The organism is Bartonella acomydis (assembly GCF_039543025.1).
GTDB classification, from domain to species: Bacteria; Pseudomonadota; Alphaproteobacteria; order Rhizobiales; family Rhizobiaceae; genus Bartonella; species Bartonella acomydis.
Map to the genome: position 1 here is coordinate 100,120 of NZ_BAABIY010000097.1, position 17,745 is coordinate 117,864.

12 protein-coding genes and 1 tRNA gene are annotated in these 17,745 nt (G+C 36.1%); 2 read left to right on the forward strand and 11 right to left on the reverse strand.

Translation table 11 applies throughout. The annotated features are described in order from the left end of the window. Window positions 1-69: 69 nt before the first annotated feature. Window positions 70-432, reverse strand: coding sequence for a cell cycle two-component system response regulator CpdR (cpdR, locus tag ABD909_RS08450; RefSeq protein ID WP_345097481.1), 363 nt, complete (start codon window positions 430-432; stop codon window positions 70-72). Between the two features lie 628 nt (window positions 433-1,060). Beyond that, entirely contained in the window at window positions 1,061-1,981 is a 921-nt protein-coding gene (locus tag ABD909_RS08455) for a serine aminopeptidase domain-containing protein (protein ID WP_345097482.1), read from the reverse strand. Window positions 1,982-2,259: 278 nt separating this feature from the next. Between ABD909_RS08455 and ABD909_RS08460 the strand changes: the two genes are divergently transcribed. Beyond that, the gene (locus tag ABD909_RS08460; RefSeq protein WP_345097483.1) at window positions 2,260-2,721 is read left to right on the forward strand and encodes an Hsp20 family protein; all 462 of its coding nucleotides are present in this window, start codon (window positions 2,260-2,262) and stop codon (window positions 2,719-2,721) included. Between the two features lie 206 nt (window positions 2,722-2,927). Here ABD909_RS08460 and ABD909_RS08465 read toward each other — a convergent pair. Continuing rightward, a tRNA-Pro gene (locus ABD909_RS08465) sits at window positions 2,928-3,004 on the reverse strand. A gap of 619 nt (window positions 3,005-3,623) precedes the next feature. Between ABD909_RS08465 and ABD909_RS08470 the strand changes: the two genes are divergently transcribed. Continuing rightward, the gene (locus tag ABD909_RS08470) at window positions 3,624-4,010 is read left to right on the forward strand and encodes an iron-sulfur cluster assembly accessory protein (RefSeq protein WP_345097484.1); all 387 of its coding nucleotides are present in this window, start codon (window positions 3,624-3,626) and stop codon (window positions 4,008-4,010) included. A 59-nt stretch (window positions 4,011-4,069) separates the two neighbouring features. Here the strand turns inward: ABD909_RS08470 and mazG are convergent, their stop codons facing one another. The 8 genes from mazG to ABD909_RS08510 all read right to left on the reverse strand — a co-directional run bounded on the left by mazG (window position 4,070) and on the right by ABD909_RS08510 (window position 17,414). Beyond that, window positions 4,070-4,891, reverse strand: coding sequence for a nucleoside triphosphate pyrophosphohydrolase (mazG, locus tag ABD909_RS08475; protein ID WP_345097485.1), 822 nt, complete (start codon window positions 4,889-4,891; stop codon window positions 4,070-4,072). A 31-nt stretch (window positions 4,892-4,922) separates the two neighbouring features. After that, complete coding sequence (locus ABD909_RS08480) at window positions 4,923-5,852, reverse strand: lipid A biosynthesis lauroyl acyltransferase (protein WP_345097508.1); 930 nt, start codon at window positions 5,850-5,852, stop codon at window positions 4,923-4,925. 6 nt (window positions 5,853-5,858) lie between these two features. After that, entirely contained in the window at window positions 5,859-6,887 is a 1,029-nt protein-coding gene (locus ABD909_RS08485; RefSeq protein ID WP_345097486.1) for a zinc-binding dehydrogenase, read from the reverse strand. Between the two features lie 63 nt (window positions 6,888-6,950). Continuing rightward, a complete protein-coding gene (locus tag ABD909_RS08490) occupies window positions 6,951-8,225 on the reverse strand; it encodes a beta-ketoacyl-ACP synthase (protein WP_345097487.1) in 1,275 nt (424 codons plus the stop codon). A gap of 14 nt (window positions 8,226-8,239) precedes the next feature. Next, on the reverse strand, window positions 8,240-9,415 hold the full coding sequence (locus tag ABD909_RS08495; protein WP_345097489.1) for a beta-ketoacyl-ACP synthase: 1,176 nt from the start codon (window positions 9,413-9,415) through the stop codon (window positions 8,240-8,242). Between the two features lie 10 nt (window positions 9,416-9,425). Then, a complete protein-coding gene (locus ABD909_RS08500; RefSeq protein ID WP_345097490.1) occupies window positions 9,426-9,710 on the reverse strand; it encodes an acyl carrier protein in 285 nt (94 codons plus the stop codon). 200 nt (window positions 9,711-9,910) lie between these two features. After that, window positions 9,911-12,229 (reverse strand): NADP-dependent malic enzyme, encoded by a 2,319-nt coding sequence (locus ABD909_RS08505; RefSeq protein ID WP_345097491.1) that lies wholly within the window; start codon window positions 12,227-12,229, stop codon window positions 9,911-9,913. Between the two features lie 622 nt (window positions 12,230-12,851). Next, a complete protein-coding gene (locus tag ABD909_RS08510) occupies window positions 12,852-17,414 on the reverse strand; it encodes a coiled-coil domain-containing protein (protein WP_345097492.1) in 4,563 nt (1,520 codons plus the stop codon). Window positions 17,415-17,745 lie beyond the last annotated feature (331 nt).

A 17,745-nucleotide genomic window follows, 5' to 3' on the forward strand; every position in this document is an offset into this window, starting at 1 on the left:
GAATGACAAACGTCAATGCCTAATTTAGTTTTCTATTTAATTAGACAAAAATAATTCAAAAAATATTCTTTAAGCAGCTATAAGTATTTTTTCAACTTCATTTACAAGCTCACGCAAATGAAAAGGTTTAGAAAGTATTTTTGCATCAGGAGGAGCATCGCTATTTGAATTGAGTGCAACTGCTGCAAATCCTGTAATAAACATTATCCGTAAATCAGGATCAATTTCAGTAGCACGTCGTGCTAGCTCAATTCCATCCATTTCTGGCATTACTATATCAGTAAGGAGAAGAGAAAATGGTTCTTCTTGTAAACGTTCATATGCGCTAGCGCCATTATCAAAGTCAGCGACTTCGTAGCCTGCACGTTCTAAGGCTTTTACGAGAAAGCGGCGCATATCGTTATCATCTTCTGCGAGCAGGATTCGTTTCATGATTATATTCCAATGGCTCCGTTCTTCAGGGTTTTTGCCATATTAATTATACAATATAGAGTTTTATACAAAAGATGATAAAATGCTCATGATTGAAATAAATGGCAAAATGATTAATTCTTACATTCTTGTCAAGAATACAGCATATTCGTTGTGAGTTAGTTAAATTTGAAATGGATTGGCATTAAAAGAAAAAAGCAATGTATGAATATTTTAAGCATGATGGCGTAAATTTTGCTTCTTTTTACTTTCATCTAACCTCCATTAAAAGATTTACGTGGGTATTCATTTTATAAACTGTCTCTGTTAGGAAATCAGAGAGATGTATTATTGCTTTGTAGTTTTTGACTCTGAGGAGTTATACGACAAGGCAGAATTTTTAGGGCTGTTTATTGTCTGCATAGCTGCACGGGGGGGTATATCTGTAAACAATGAGTTATTATAGTCTTGACGTTTTCTTGAGAGGATTATGTCATATTGTACTAATGTATTTCCATTATTTGTCAATTTTATATTTCAAAGAATCATTCTAAATTTAAAACTAAGGTGATATTTATTTTAAGTTTTTAGCTATGTACGTGAAATTTTATAAAAACTTTTATGAAATGTCATATTTTTACTTTGAAAGTTAACTCATAGATATATCACTAGAAATAAATGCATCAAATATAGCCCAAAATTGTTTTTTATAATCATCTTTATACATGATTGTATCAAGTTTGGCTCCTGTAATGGTGATACTGTCTAATAGGCGCGTATGTTGGCATAATTGTCGCACTTCAATGTTGTTTACAATATTATTTTGGCTGGCAAGGATACACAGTGTCGGAATTTTTAAATTTCCATGAAGAATACTTTGTTTCATGGAAGCAATTGCATTAAGTGCTGATGCCATCCATTGGGATGTTGGAGGCCTGATAAGGGAAAAAGCTTCTTTATGAGGGGGTGCCAACAATTGCATATTTTTTTGTTTTATTTGTTTGAGCTTTTTTTCTCCTTTAGCAGGTAAGAAACCTAGACCTATATCAGAAAGAAATTGTGTTAATTTATGTTGAAAACCATTTATTTTGTTGCCCAAAGGCGCAAAAAGGGGAGAAACGCAAAGCATTTTATTAAATCGATAGTTAAGAAGATCCAATCCACTCAGTGCTATCAATCCCCCCATTTCATAGGCTAATATATAGTAAGGTGGTGGACAATCGGAATAGACTATCTTTTTAAGAAATTCATCTAAATCATTAATATCATTATTAATATTAAAATAGCGGTGTCGATGCTGTTTTTTTTTGTTGAAAGATAATTTTTCTCTACCAAACCAGTCAAATATTGCGGTATGAAAACCGCGTTTAGACAATTCATTCATTGATAAAAAATATTCTTCTAAAATATTTGCATAGCTTTCGAGAATAACAACTGTTCCCTTCGATTTTTTTATTTCAGGATATGTTATTGCAAAACGAATTTCTCGATCTATAGCTGTTGTAAGGTAGCTATTGCAGATATTGTGAGGAGGGGGATTCCTATATGTGGGATAAAGAGGGATATCCAATTGGCATCCTTTGAAGTGTATTTTTGCAACTTAGTGCAAAATAAGATAACGAGAATACTGACATCTATGTAATGGTGAAGAAGAGTTAAAAAATAGTTATATTGCTTCCTATATATTTTTATGAATTTAAGCACAAAAGAGTTGAAATAACATAGAAAGATTACCAGATAATAATATGCAGTTGCCATAGTGGGACTGCCGGTTCACTAAAAATTGGCCATTGGGAAGTTTAGTGAATCAATGATAGATTATAGTCGCTCTAGAGGAGGGCCGTGTTTATGCGTCAAGTAGATTTTTCACCATTTTATCGTTCCACAGTAGGTTTTGATCATCTTTTCAATTGGTTTGATTCTAGAACTCAACTCGATGATGTTTCTTCTTATCCACCCTATAACATTGAGCGTTTAACTGAAGATTCTTATAGGATTTCTATGGCTGTTGCGGGTTTTTCTCAAGATGAAATCGATATTGAAACGCATTGTAATCAATTAATCATTAAGGGTGAAAGAAAGCTTGAAAATGATGATGAAGAACGAGAGTTTCTGTATAGGGGTATCGCTTCGCGCGCTTTTGAGCGGCGTTTTCATTTAGCTGATCATGTTATGGTTATTGGAGCAGAACTTGGTGATGGTCTTCTTCATATTCAGCTTAAAAGAGAAATGCCTGCTGAATTAAAACCTAAAAAAATAACTGTGCAGACATCATCATCTGCGATGAAAAATGATAACAGTTCAGAATAGGCGTAAGGCGAATTTAAAGACTGACAACATTGGATAATCATCAATTTTTTTGAAATCGTAGAATGACGCGAGACAAAGGTCTCGCGTTTTTAATATCTTTTATTGACGAGTAGTTTTTTTATTCCCTCTTTGCATCATGGGATAGTAAATCAATTCAAAAATGCAGGTATATTTTGTATCTAACTTATATTTCTTTTAAAAAAAACTGGTCGGAGCGGCGGGATTCGAACCCACGACCCCTTGACCCCCAGTCAAGTGCGCTACCAGGCTGCGCTACGCTCCGAACTGTGTAAAACGACTAAACGACAGTCTCTTCAAAGGCAAGAGAAAAATAACCAGAGACGGACCTAAAATGCTCTCTAATACTTTTAAAAAGGCTTGCATTTGTAAAATAAAACTGTGTATTTTGATATTTCGTGCTGTTTAAAATAAATAATTAAGCTGTTTAGTTTGATTCTTCTCTACATCTGCATCTTTAGTCAACTATTTTACGTGTGCTATGAAAAGACATAATACCAAAGCTTTGCAGGTCTCAAACTATTTATTTTAAAAAGATACTTCATGCGAAAAGAAAATGATATCTTGTTAGGGTTTTTATTTGTTCTTCGAAAGTTTTTTAGATAAGTATTTTTATAAATATGGTTACAGATGTATGAAAATGTTTTTCTCATTGTTGGCTTTTGTAAAAAGCATTTTGTATAGGTTATGCGTTTACAGTAAAATAGAAATCGTAGATTACATAATCGGCAATTCCAAATTGTTGGATATGAGGCTTTTATTGCAATGAAAAATGATCGAAATATTTTATGAAGTCTTGTGATTTTGTTTCTGGTACATCAAATAAATAACATATCAGAGATGAATACTTTTAAAGTTTTTATTTTACAAGAAAAGAGTTAATTATGAGCCGTTTTTCGATAATGAGTTTGACGGAAGCTGCAGTAAATCGTGTTAAAGCGATTATGAAAGCAAAAGATGCCTATGGTATTCTTATTGGGATCAAGAAAGGTGGCTGTGCAGGGATGGAATATAGCATTACCCTTGTAAAGGAAGAAGGGATAGATGCAGATGTTGTTGAAGTGAATGGTGCTCGTGTTTTTATAGCACATGATGCAGTGTTATTTTTATTAGGAACGCAGGTGGATTATGAGGTAACAACACTTCGTTCCGGTTTTGTCTTTAAAAATCCTAACCAAGTTTCAGCATGTGGATGCGGAGAATCAGTGGAGCTTCATCCTGCTTCACAAAGTCAGTTAAATGAAACATATAAAGTCAATCGAGCTTCGTGAAATTTTATTAAGTAATTCGAGAGATCATTGACTGTTTAGGTTGATAAAGCTTGTTGTTTTTATTTCCTGTTTTTAGCTTCATTCCAAAGGGATTCCATTTCACTTAAAGATGCATCAGTTGGTATTTTAGATTGAGTGGATAGGGTTTCTTCAATATAGGCAAAACGATTTCGAAATTTTGTATTTGTTTTTTTTAGTGCTTTTTGTGAATCAATATTCAAGTTGTGTGCAAGATTGAGGAGGATAAAATAGAGATCTCCGAATTCTGCTTCTATATCTGATGTTTTATTCTCTTTAATTGCTTCTTTAAGTTCATTGAGTTCTTCTTCGATTTTTGCAAAAATTTTATGATTCTCGCGCCAATCAAACCCCACTTTAGCTGCTGCTTTTTGTAAAGCGAGAGCTTCTTGATCTGCTGGCTGGATCTTTTTTACTTTTGTTAGAATGCTTTTGTTGGAATCATGTGATAAGCTTGTATTCTTGCAGCATTGTTTTTGTTCAGCACGTTCTTGTTTTTTTATATCTTCCCATTCTTCTGCTATAAAACCACGTTTTTTTTGTTCTGCATCTCCAAAAACGTGGGGATGACGGCGAATCATTTTTGCAGAGATTGTGTAAACAACATCTTCAAAGGTAAAACTGCCTTCTTCTTGTGCAATGGTAGCATGATAGATGACTTGTAAAAGAAGATCACCAAGTTCATTACAAAGATCAACTCGATTTCCCCGTTCAATAGCATCGATGACTTCGTAAACTTCTTCGAGCATATAGGGCATGAGCGATTCAAATGTTTGTTTTATATTCCAAATACATCCGCTGTCACGATTTCGTAATGCTGTAACAATTGCGATAAGATCATTAATATCGTTTGAGGCCCGCATTTATGCTTTTCCTATAAGTGCTGTAAATATTTCAGTCATCCCAACGTCTGTGTAACCAGGTCCATTGTCCTGGATATTCCCGTATCCAACTTTCAACAATGTCATTTAATTTTTGTGCGGAAGCGGCTATATCGATTTCATTTTTTTCATCAAGTGGAAGCTTTACACGTTCATATAGTTCTAAACGATGACGTCCTCCAGCTAAACGAATACAACGTGCTGGGTAAATATCACAATCATATTGTCGCGCAAGTTTTATAATTAAAGGATTTGTTTTAAGTGGTCGATTAAAAAATGTTCCTAAAACTCCTCGGCGAAATTTTTGATCAACCAGCATACCAACATTTTTACCTTCTGCTAATTTGGCTGCTAATGCCCAAGCTGCACCGGCTTTAGAGGGCACGAGATGTCCCATGGAAGTTTGCCGAGTTTTAAGGACACGTTTTGCAATATAGGGATTATTGGGTGGCCTAAATAACACCGTAATATTAAGATCAAAACTTTGGGCACATATAGGGAGGAGTTCGAAATTTCCGGTATGTGCTGTGAAAAAAATATGCGGTTTTTGTTCTTCTTTTAATCGCTGAAATATTTCAATACCTTTAACTTCAATGAGACCTGGTTGGTCTGCGTGAGGATCAAAATCAAAAATTTTATCAAGAAAAATATATTCTGCCACAAAATATCCTATATTCTCCCACATTTCTAATGCGATAGCTTGAAGTTGTTCTTCAGTTTTTTCTGGATAAGCAGCTCTCAGATTCGCAAGCGCAATTTGATGACGATGTAAAAGGGGACCAAATGTTTTTGCTAACCAAGAAAAGGAAGAAAATCCAATATGAACTGGAAAATATTTTAAAAGAGATAAAGTCCCAATGAGCAAATATCCCCACAAAAAATAAAATGATTTTTTTGCTATCATTTTAATACGATAGATAAGAATTTTAGTATGAAATTTCATCATAATTTAATCAGTTTTAAGAATAATTTTACCAAAAACATCACGGTTTTCCATGCGTTTTAAAGCTGTATCAATTTCATCAAATCCAACAATTGTATCAATGACAGGGTGTACAACGTTTTGTGCCATTTTCTGCATAGCGTTTTGCATATTTTCTATACGGCAGCCAAAGGAACCGAATATTTTCAGTTGTTGTTGAAAGAGCTGCATGAGATTGAGTGGAGCTGTAACTCCTGAGGTAGAGCCACAAGTGACTAAGCGTGCTCCTCGTTTCATACACAACAAAGAACCGCTCCATGTCTCGGCTCCTACGTGCTCAAAAACAACATCAACGCCTTGTTTTTTGGTTAATTTACGCACAACACCTTCAAAACGATCTTTACGGTAATTAATAACGTGGTCTGCTCCAAGAGATTGCGCTTTTGCAATTTTTTCATCGGAGCCTACAGTTGTGATAACTGTACATCCTATATGTTTTGCAAGTTGAATGGCTGCTGAGCCGATACCAGAACCACCTGCTTGTATGAGGACTGTTTCTCCTGTTTGTAGTTTTGCATTATCGAAAAGCATATGTTCTACAGTGCCAAAAGTAATTGGAGCAACAGCGGCTTGCAGTTCATCACATTTTTGAGGTGCTGGGACTAATAAACGTGCTGGTAAATTGACAAGTTCACAGGCAAATCCATCAAGATGAAAACCGTAAATTCCTTGTACATGACTGCAAAGATTATCACGTCCTTCACGACAAGCTTGGCATATTCCACAGGTATGGGCACCATAGATTGAAACGATTTGTCCAAGGTGTAAAGTTGTAATATGGCTTCCCAGTTGGGTAATTTCACCTGAAGCTTCTGCGCCAATGATGAGAGGCATTTTTCTTTTTGCAAAAGCCATCCCACGCCAGCCCCATACATCAATATGATTGAGAGCAACCGCTTTTATACGCACTGTTACTTCATCGGGGAGTGGAGGAGGTGGTGGTGCAATATTGGTAATTTCAAGCTGGCGTTCATTTAGCAGTTGTAGCGCACGCATTATTAACCTTCTTCTGTTTATATGAGCTATTAGCTTCAGTATGATTAAGTTTAATCAGTAAGATTATCCTCTATAGGCTGTAATAACAAGACTGCTATTTTGACCGCCAAATCCAAATGAGTTTGATAAAACTGCATTAACACAGGCTTTACGACTATGATTTGGAACAACGTCTAAAGGGATAGCAGGATCAGGATCATCATAATTGATTGTAGGGGGAAGTATCCCGGATTGAATCGTTAAAAGAGAAAAAATAGCCTCTATGGCACCAGCAGCAGTTAATGTGTGTCCAATCATTGATTTATTTGAGGAAACTGGAATGTGTTCTAAAATATCACCAAAGACTGTAGACAATGCAAGATACTCCATTTTTTCATTTTCAGGAGTTGAGGTTCCGTGTGCATTAATATAGTCAATTTCACTGATGGTTATTTTCGCATCATTTAAGGCTCTACGAACAGCTTCAATTGCTGGAGATGCATCGGGTTTTGAACGGGTACGGTGAAAATCATCTGCTGTTTCTCCACAACCTGCCAAAATTCCTAAAATTATCGCATTACGATCTAGAGCGCTTTTAAGGGATTCAAGAACAAGAGCACCAGATCCTTCTGCCATAACAAAACCATCTCGGTCACGGCTAAAAGGTTTTGCTGCTTTTTCTGCAGGATCATTCTGGGTTGAAAGAGCTGATAATAATGAAAAGCGGATAAGAGATTCTGCTGAAACTGAGCCATCTGTAGCAATTGTGAGTGCACGATTTGTTTCTTCCCGTCGAATGGCTTCAACAGCAAGTTGAATTGCTGTTGCACCAGATGCACAAGCAGTGGAAAGTGTGATAGGAAGTCCTGTTGTGCCAAATTTTTTTTGAAGTTTTTCTGCAATTGTACCAAATTGTGTGGCTTCAAAGAGCGTCTCATGGGAGGTACGGCTGCAGACTTCAAGAAGATTTGCGTAGGAAGGCTCATTCTTGCATGCTCCCTCTTGATCAAGGGTAAAGCGTGCTGTCCACTCAAGTTCAACAGGAGGAGCTGCTAAAAAGAGTGGTCCCTTAAAGTTTGTTTTATCAAGCGCTGCTTGTTCTAAAGCTTCTTCTGCGGCAAGATCAGCAAGCTTTTCAGAGAGAGCTGAAGCACCAAGCGTACTTTCTTTAAGAAAATCAACTGTTCCAGCGATAGATGTGTTTAATCCCTCGAAGGGAAAACGCGTTATTTTATGGATGCCACTAACACCATTGATTAATTTTTGCCAATTTTCCTGTTTACCTTGTCCCAATGATGTTACAATTCCTGCTCCAGTTATTGCAACTAGTGGACGCCCAAAATGATCATTATATTTCACTATAGAAATTCTCCTCAAGCAGCCGTGAGACGAATTATACCTTCAGCTCTTTTAATGCCAATGGTCGTAACAAACGCTTCACGTACTTCTTTAGAAAAAGGTTTTTCATGTGTACTTAATACTGGAAAACTGCGTTTTTTATCAACAGCGATTGCTGCAAGTGCAAGTGCTAAAGGAAATTGCGCTTCCCGCATATAACCAAATAATGTTGTAATACCACGGTAAAATATATCAGCAGCATCAAGAGCATTTTGTTCTGCTTTTGTCACTTCGTGAAATCCTGATGCTGCTGAAATAACTAAAGAAGATTTCGCTTTTATTGTTTTCAACATTGATAAAATTGATTTTTCAAGCGAGACTTTTGTTCTATCTGTTTGATCAGTGATGATTTGGCTAATTTCAGCATAAGCATGTGCATTACGTTTTCTTGCATGCTCCTCACTTTCAAGAACCAAAAAGACACCACCAGAACCTGTTATAACACCGCCACCAGAATAATTTTTACGATCCCATATCGGTGTCCATCCACTTTGGGTTAAGAGCCCTCCAAGTTCATGTGCTAAGAGCATATCGTAGCTTTGCGCATTGTAAGAGCTTCCTACTAGTGCATGGGTGCTTTGTCCTGCGCGAATACGTGCTACAGCAATTTGAATTGCAGAAAGTCCGCTGCCTTCTTCTCCCATGAATGTGCGAGAAGATCCCGTTACTTTGTGAACAATTGAAATATTTCCAGCCAAGAGATTTGAGAGTTGTGCCAAAAATAAAGTTGGACGAAGTTCAGTCGAAAGAACTGAATTTAACATGGAGGCACGATCAGTTGTTGTACGTGCCTGTGAGAGAATTTGCGTATCAACAAGAATATCACGTTCCCCACCACTTGCTGCAACGATCATATCCATTGTCGAAGTGAATTGCTTATTATCTTTCATGCCTGCATCATCAAGAGCAAGACCTGCTGCATAGGTACCAAGACGTTGCCATGTCCCCATTTGCCGTTGATCACTTTTTTTAGGAATTTGTAAATTCCAATCAATTTCAGGCAATTTATGAACAATGTAGGGCGAAAAAGTTGAACAATCAAGATTTGGTGCGCGTGTTGGATTATTCAAAAGATCCCAATGACGATCAACGCCTTCACCAAGAGAACTTATAAGTCCTATACCAGTGATAAATACAGCTTGATGATGCATGATAAAAGAATTATTCCGCCTGTTTTAATGCAACGAGTTCATCAATTTTTGCACAAAGATTTTTAAGAACAAAGTATTCTTCTGTTGCAATAGTACCTTCATTGACTTCCTGCGTCCATTGTTCTAGCGGGATTTTAATGCCAAAGGCTTTATCAATAGCAAAAACAATATCCAGAAAATCAAGGCTATCAATTCCCAAATCATCAATTGTATGGCTTTCAGGTGTGATTATGCTGCGATCAATTTCACTGATTTCTGCGATAATATCAGCAACTTTATCAAACGTAGAGGACAATGTACGATTCCTTATATAGAGTTAGTAAATTCAAAATACACTTAATGCACTTCTTCTAGCTTTTTTTCCTCTAAAAAAAAAGACTTAATCTAGAATCAGCTGCCTTTATCATATAGCAAACACGCTTACAGTGTATAAAATGTTATATTTCAAGATTTTGAAAAACTTTGAAATTTTATTGTGAGGTGGCGTATTTTTATTTACCTTGTTCTGGAGGTTTTTCTATTTGCAGCAAGAACTGCAAGAGCTGTCATATTAACCACTCCTCGTGAAGTTACTGAGGGTGTTAAGATATGTGCAGGACGTGAGGCTCCGATTAAAATAGGGCCTACATGCAGTGCGTTGGTAAGATTCTTTACGAGATTGAGTGTTATATTAGCAGCATCAAGCGTTGGAAAGACAAGCAAATTCGCTTCTCCTTTGAGACGTGAATTAGGAAAAACACGATCACGAAAAACCTTAGAAAGTGCAGCGTCGCCGTGCATTTCTCCATCAGCTTCTAAGTTTGGATATAATTTAGCCAGAATTTCTGTTGCACGGCGCATTTTACGTGCACTTTCTGTATTTTTTGAACCAAAGTTTGAGTGTGATAATAATGCTGCTTTTGGTGTTATACCAAAGGCTTCAATTTCTTGCGCTGCTAATACTGTCATTTCTGCTATTTCTTCTGCAGAAGGATCTTCATTGACGTAAGTATCGGTTAAAAAAAGAGTACGACGTGGAGAAATGAGCAAACTCACAGCAGAAAAATGACGAACATTTGAATCAAGTCCAATAACTTGTTCGATTAATTCAAGATGGCGTTCAAAACGTCCTTCTAAGCCACAAATCATTGCATCAGCTTCTTCACGCATTACGGCGAGGGCTGCAATGGCTGTTGTTGATGTTCTGACAATTGTTTTGGCAACTTCTGGTGAAACACCACGTCTTCCCGTATAACGAAGAAATAAATTAACATAATCACGAAAACGTGGATCATTTTCTGGATTTGTAAGTTCAAAATCTATACCGGGGCGAATTCTTAAACCAAAGCGCTTTAATCTCGCTTCTACAACATGTGGGCGGCCGATAAGGAGAGGAGTTGCTGTTTGTTCTTCAAGTACAATTTGGGCAGCTCGAAGAACACGTTCGTCTTCACCATTGGCATAAATGATACGCTTACGTTTAGCTGTTTTTGCGGCAGCAAAAACAGGCTTCATTGTTAATCCTGAGCGAAAAACAAATCGATTAAGAAGATCATAATAAGCTTCCATATCTTCAATCGGCCGAATCGCAACACCAGTTTCCATTGCTGCTTTAGCAACAGCAGGAGCAATGCGTAGTATTAAGCGTGGATCAAAGGGAGAGGGAATAAGGTAGTCTGGTCCAAAACGAGGTGGTTTTTTTGAGTATGCACGTGCTGCAATATCTGAAGTCTCTTCACGAGCGAGAGCCGCAATCGCATGAACTGCAGCCATTTTCATTTCTTCATTAATTGCTGTAGCTCCTACATCTAATGCACCACGAAAGATATAGGGAAAGCAAAGAACATTATTGACTTGATTGGGATAATCAGAGCGCCCTGTGCAGATCATTGCATCTGGTCGCACAGAATGTGCTTCTTCTGGCATAATTTCTGGTATTGGATTAGCAAGCGCTAAAATGAGTGGATTGGGAGCCATTTTTTTTAGATATTCAGCTTTTAAAACACCTCCTGCTGAAACGCCTAGAAAAATATCTACATTATCAATAATCTCAGACAATGTTCGTGCTTTCGTTTTTTGCGCATAATTAATTTTCCAACGATCCATAAGAGTTTTGCGACCTTCATAAACAACACCTTCTAAATCGCAAAGCCAAATATTTTCAACTTTTGCCCCAAGACGGACCAAAAGATTAATACAAGCTAAAGCTGCAGCGCCCGCACCTGAGGAAACTATTTTTGCATTTTCAATTTTTTTCCCAGAAAGATTTAAAGCATTTAATACGGCTGCAGAAACAATAATGGCGGTTCCATGTTGGTCATCATGAAAAACCGGAATATTCATTCGAGAACGAAGTTTTTCTTCGATTTCAAAACATTCAGGAGCTTTTATATCTTCAAGATTAATACCACCAAATGTAGGCTCTAAGGCAGATACAGTTTCTACCATTTGTTCAATATTAGGAGCATCGATTTCAATATCAAAGACATCAATATTGGCAAACTTTTTAAATAAAACAGCTTTGCCTTCCATAACTGGTTTGGAGGCGAGGGGACCAATATTCCCTAATCCAAGAACAGCAGTTCCATTTGATATAACGGCTACTAAATTAGAACGGGAAGTATACTGAGCCGCAAGATTGGGATCTTCATGAATTGCAAGACATGGCGCTGCAACACCGGGAGAATAAGCAAGAGCCAAATCACGTTGATTATCAAGAGGTGTTGTTGCTTGTATTTCTAATTTTCCAGGCTTTGGATGTTGATGGTAAAAAAGTGAGGCACTATCAAGTTCAGCTTTTTGTAAACTGAAGTCGCTATTTCGTTCTGTAGACATTTTTGTGGTATCCAAGTCTATGTATGTTTATATGAGATGTTCCATCTACGATAATTTCTTTCACTGATAGATCTTTATTTCTCTGAAGGTAATCATGTATGAGAAAATTTGTCTAGATCGTTAATCAGCATAATCTTTCTTTGTATTAGTGCTTATTAACAATTTTATTGATGTCAACACAATTAGATCTTTACTCCTTAAACAAAAATTCGCAGAAATTGGTTAGTAAAATAACAAGTAAGAATGCTTATAGAAATTACATTTATTTTTTTCGCAATGTTGGTGAGATAAAGGAAAAAGTATGAGACTTAGTTATCATAAGGATATGCTTTATTCGTATTTTTGTAAGTAAGTATAATGTTTACAGACCATTATTGTCTATATGAAAAAGTGAAAGAGGCTTATAAGCGATTAAAGAAGGTGTTATATTTATCCTATTATGTAGTCTCATCATTGATCATACATATTTCAAATAGATTTATTGCTAAAATACCATGAAATGCAATGTTAATTATCTATTCAACTTTTGATATAATATTGCCATCAGTGTATTATGTGATGACAATAAAAAAATCCTCATTGAAAGAAATGGAAAAAATACTTTACCTATTTCTTTTGTTATTTATTGGATACGTCCACTCGCATGAGCAAGCATAGTGTAGACTTTTCCAGTATCCGATGTCAGATATTTCCGAGTCGCGTTTGCAGAACTAGAACTGCGGGATACATCACGTAATAGCTTTTCAAAATCCATAACGTACTGATTAACAGAGCGTTTAAAATTAAGATCGCTCATATATTTTCTCTTAATCATGTCAAATATTTTTTTTCCATTCAAAGTATAAAGGTGCTCTGTTATGATATTTTTTTGTCCGCGACGATAATGATCCCACAGCTCAATAATAGCATTGTGATTCATGGCTTTTACTATACCTGCTGCTAAAGAATTAAGAGACTCATTTGCAGAGCACGGTTTTGTTTGTACCGATGCAAAAACAGTATCATGAGGCATTTCATTATACCAAGTTTCTTCACGTGAAGCTCCTTCTAGGAGATTTGATACCCATTTATTTTGCCGTTTTTTGCTTTGATCTTGTTGCAAAACAGGTTTCGGTGGCACTATTTTCTTAATGACTTCAGGAGAAATATTCTCATTTCTCTTCAATGTTGATGATGTAGGAATTGCTGGCATTAACTGCCCATTTGCATTCTTTTGATTATTCTTTTCTATAATGCCTACTAAGTCTTTTAATGCTATAATTTGTTCATTTAAAGCAGAGCGGATTGTTTGCGTTGTTTCTTTCGTTTTTTCTGGAAGCTTTTGCACATTCTCATTAATATCATTATTAATTTTTGAAAGTTCTAAACGAACTTCATCAGCTGAGCGGCGTATATCTTTTGCTGCTCCTGAAAAACGCATTGAAGCTTCACTAATAAGCTGATTAAGTGATTGTTGGAGTGAATGGGTGGAATTCCGAGCATTTTTATCAGTGCGTTCTAGTGCTAAGTTGAGAACATTTTCATAATGTTCAATCATTTGATTGATTTCATTAGATTTTGAAACAAGAGCATTGCTTAATACAGAGAGCATGTTGTGTTTTTCTTCAAGTGTTGCACTGAGTGAATTTTCGGATTGCTCGAGAACATGAACAGCTTCAGAAAGTGTTTTCGCATGTTTACCAAAACTACTTGTGATATGATTAATCTGCTCAAACGTATTTTGTGAGAGTCCTTGCAAAACCTCAACGTTATTATTGAGCGCTTGATTTGAAGCTGATAAATGCTCTGCTACTTGGTTGGTATTGTGGAAAAAATTATTTGCAGCCTCACTAAATTGGCCATCAATATTTTGGACCGCTGATAATAAAACATTACTATTTTCGTGAAAACTATAAATTGATTGATTTAGTTGTGCAACAATAGATGAGACGTTGTTGACAAGTTCTTCTTTCATAGCAGTTACTGCTTGAAGTGTTTCAGAGTTGGTTTGTGTTAGGTTATTTACTAAAGATTCATTGTATGCATAAATCTTTTGTTCAGCATCTTGTGTTGAGAGAGAGAGTTGTTCACCAATATGCTGTGTCAAATAACCTATTGATTCTGTTGTGTTTTGCGCAGCTTGATTTAAGTAATTCGTTAGTTCTGCAATTTTCCCAACATGTTCTGAAATTTGCGTTGCTGTTTGATTTTTTGCTTCTTCCAAACGGCTACTTACGTCAGAAAGTTGATGTCCTAAATTATTTTTCATATTTTGCATGGAATGATGAAGAACATTGCAGCGTTCATTGAGGACTTCTTCAATTGCTATTGTTGAAGTGTGAATTGTCTCATTCAACAATGCTTGTGCATTATGGCTGGCCGTTGTAAAGGCTTCAATAGTATTGGCTGTTTGTTCAGAGAGAACAGATAAAACTTTTTCATTGGTATCGTAAAACGTTTGTTTAACGTTTGATACAATACGATTGCCAGATTCCGAGAGAATGTTTTCTGCCTTTGTGGTAATATTTTCTACAGATGAAACTATTTGTTCACTTGTGGAAGAAAGAACATTGGAGGCTTTTACAATTTTGTCATGCAAGCTTCCTGTAACTGTATTAACGGAATCCTCTAAGGTCACTCGTATATTATCAACGCTTGCTTCTAACGCTTGTTGAATCGCTTGGTTTTGTTCATTATTAAGAATGATAGATGTCTGTAATGAATCAGAGTGTTTTTCAAGGATAGATGTTTGCATCTCTATAGTTTCGCATACTTGACCAAGTTTCTCTGAAAATGTTTCTTCTAGGGTGGTGGCACGCTCAAAAATTTGGCGCGCACGGTTTTCTAAATTCTCGTCGAATGATTCTATATGTGTTTCAAAGGCTTCAAAGAATGTGCCTTTAGATTGAGAAAGAATATTTCTCAAAACTTCAGCTTGTCCTTCAAGATTTTTAATATGACTTTGAACAGTTTCGGTAATGTTTTTATTGTTAGTAGCAATTGCATCTTCAACGAGGCCTATTTGCTGCTTTAGTGCTGCATCAACATGTATATCACTTTTGGCAATAAGATTATAGATTGTCTCCATCCTCTGCTCAAGTGTGCGCGCTTGATCTGCAAGAACCTCGTTAAGAGAGAAACTATTAATAGCTAAAGAGTCACGCAAAGCATCAGCACGTATATCAATATTTCTAGCTTGTGCTTCTAACGCATCTTGTGTGGTATTGCAGCTTTGTGCAATGGCTTTTTGCAGTTGCTCTGTGCATTGAATGATATTTGTAACATGATTTTCAGTATGCCGATCAACAGTTTGAACATTATCAATCAAAAGCCTTTCAAGATTTGAAGTATTTTGCGTCAAGACATCAATTTGATCTTTTAAGGCATCAGCAATTTTATTCTTTTCGTTATCGAACATGTCTGCCATGAGAGCTGTTTGATCAGAAAGCTGTAATTTGAAGTCTTGTGAACGTTCTTGGATGATATCAACAATAGCATTATCGATATGTTGGACTTCCTCTTTTAGTTTTTCTGTGCTTTTGTCAATTGCAGAGAGAATAGTTTCATGCCCATTTGTAAATGCTTTGGTAATGTTAGCTGTTCTTTCTTGGAGATTGGCATCAATTTGTAAAACATGGGATTCCAAAAAGTTACCAAGTTTCTTAGCGTTATCTTCTAAAATAAGACTGCGCGCTATGAAGGATTCAATTATGGAATTGCTGTGTTCTTTAAGAGAAAGATCAACAGTTGCTAAACGGTTTTCAAAAGCTTCAATTGCTTCTGATGTTACGTTATCAAATTTAGAAGAAAGCTTATATGCTTTTTCATCGAGCTGTGTAACTTTTTCATCAAAATTCTGTAAAAATTGATTATTGCGAACAATGATAGATTCATCTAGTGCCTTAAATTTCTCATCAACATTTCGTAATGTCTGGTCTGTTGCTGTTTGTATATGCTTTGCAATTTCAGTGATATGCCTTTCAGCTTTAGTAGCTGTTTCATTAAAGGTTTTTTCCATTTGTTTTTCATTATTATCAAAACGCTCTGAGAAATGATCGAAATTTTTCTCTAATTCATGAAAAAACTCCGTGTTTTTTTGTTGAATTTGCTTTGTGGTTTGATTAAATTTTTCAACGAGCTGATTTGTTACGCCATTACCCGTATAGGAAAGCTTCTCAACAAGATCTTCTCCTTGTTTTTGTAAAGTTTGGGAAAGAGTTTGTGCGAGTTTTTCAACATTGGTTACAATTTTGGAGGTTACCAAGCCAAATTCTTCACTCAGTTGTTTTTGTGTTCCTTTAATTGTCGATTGTACACGGTCAGCGTGATTTAAGATGGCTATACGTTCATTACTTAATTCTTTGATGAGTGTATGAATACGTGATTCATTCTCAGCATAAGCTTGTTCCAAATTATGAACTTCTCCTTGTATGATCGCTTCAAGTTCAACAGCCCGTCCAAGGGTGCGCTCAATTCCCTCGTTCATTGCTGCAACTTCTTCACGAATAGTTTGTCCTATCGCGATAGCTTGTTGTTCAGATATATGTTGTGGCTCACTAAGACGTTGCGCAGCATTTGTCATAAGAAGAGCAATATTGTGTAATTCATTTGAGCGCTTTGTTAATTGAGCAAATCCCCAAGATATAAGAATGGGGATTACGGTTCCTGCTGCTACAGCTAATCCGCTTGGAGATGTAACAAAGGCAGTGATATTTGATAAGGAATAGAGTCCAGCAGGCGCTAGTTTATGAGCAATAATAGCTCCTCCTGTTGCCCATAAAGCACTAAGAGCTGTTGTACACCAATAGATTCGAGAGGTAGAAAGCTGCTTTAATATCTCAAAACTTGAAGGAATTGTTACATCATCATTAGCAGGAAGAAGTTGTGTAGATAATACTTTATTATGAACAGTTCCACCTGAAAGTTTAGACCCAGATTTCTGAGAAAAAAGCTGTTCAACAACGGACTCATCAATAACAGCACTGTCATGGATATTTGAAATAAGAGTTGAAGTACCATTTTCAGCGAAAATTTCTTCTTCTGCCATTGCAATTTTTTGAATTAATTCATCTACACTAATGACATTTTCAGAACTATTGGATGATATCGTTTCAACCGCTGCGTCATCAAAATTAAAGTTCATAGCTTTTGAGAGAGCTTCTTCAACTTCAACTTCAAATGTTTGTAACTTTGTTCTGCGTGCCATACTCGCCTCGTACTCTTACAGACGGAAAAGGGATACGTTCTCTTCCAAATATTCCAATATACTAGCTGTTAATTATTTAGAAAGGAATATGCTCAAGGCAAAATTTTAAAAACTTATCAAGATTAAAGTTAATACAAGGCATTTAATCTGTTCAAAAATGCTACAAAATATAATATAAACAAGGCATTATTTAATTTTCACAAAAATAAAAATACTGTTTACAACTCCCACTTATAGGTAGAATTATAAGCCTGTTGCATTGATGTTTAAGGGAAATCTCATGACAATTATACACAACTTACACAACGTTTTTAAAGAAGTCTGCAGGAGA